The organism is Bacillus sp. LR--39, assembly GCF_053613335.1.
Genome location: NZ_JBSIOT010000815.1, coordinates 1 through 733 on the forward strand (window position 1 = coordinate 1; position 733 = coordinate 733).

Here is a 733-nt window from a genome sequence, read left to right on the forward strand (position 1 = left end):
GATCTGTATTTTACAAAATGGAACGGTTTGGCCGATCTGAAAATAATGAACATGATGGGCTATGACGCCATGACCTTCGGGAACCATGAATTTGACAAAGGCCCGACGGTGCTTTCTGATTTTCTAAGCGGAAACAGCGCAACCGTTGATCCAGCGAACCGCTATCACTTTGAAGCGCCGGAATTTCCGATTGTCAGTGCAAACGTAGATGTGTCAAATGAGCCCAAGCTGAAATCATTTGTCAAAAAGCCGCAAACCTTTACGGCAGGTGAAAAGAAAGAGGCCGGCATTCACCCTTACATTCTGTTAGACGTTGACGGGGAGAAAGTCGCCGTATTCGGCCTGACAACAGAAGATACAGCCACCACATCAAGCCCGGGCAAAAGCATCGTATTCAATGATGCCTTTGAAACAGCACAAAACACCGTCAAAGCGATTCAAGAAGAAGAACAGGTAAATAAAATTATTGCTTTAACCCACATCGGGCATAACCGGGATCTTGAGCTAGCCAAAAAAGTAAAAGGCATTGACTTGATCATCGGCGGACACACTCACACCCTCGTTGACAAAATGGAGGTCGTAAACAACGAAGAACCGACGATCGTGGCGCAGGCAAAAGAATACGGCCAATTCTTGGGGCGCGTTGATGTCGCGTTTGATGAAAATGGCGTTGTGCAAACAGACAAATCAAATCTGAGCGTGCTGCCAATTGATGAGCATACAGAAGAAAACG

General features: G+C 46.2%; 1 protein-coding gene. It reads left to right on the plus strand.

The genetic code is table 11. The features are described 5' to 3' along the window. On the plus strand, positions 1-733 hold a 733-nt coding region (locus tag ACWHAR_RS26720), incomplete at both ends, for a metallophosphoesterase (protein WP_452088382.1).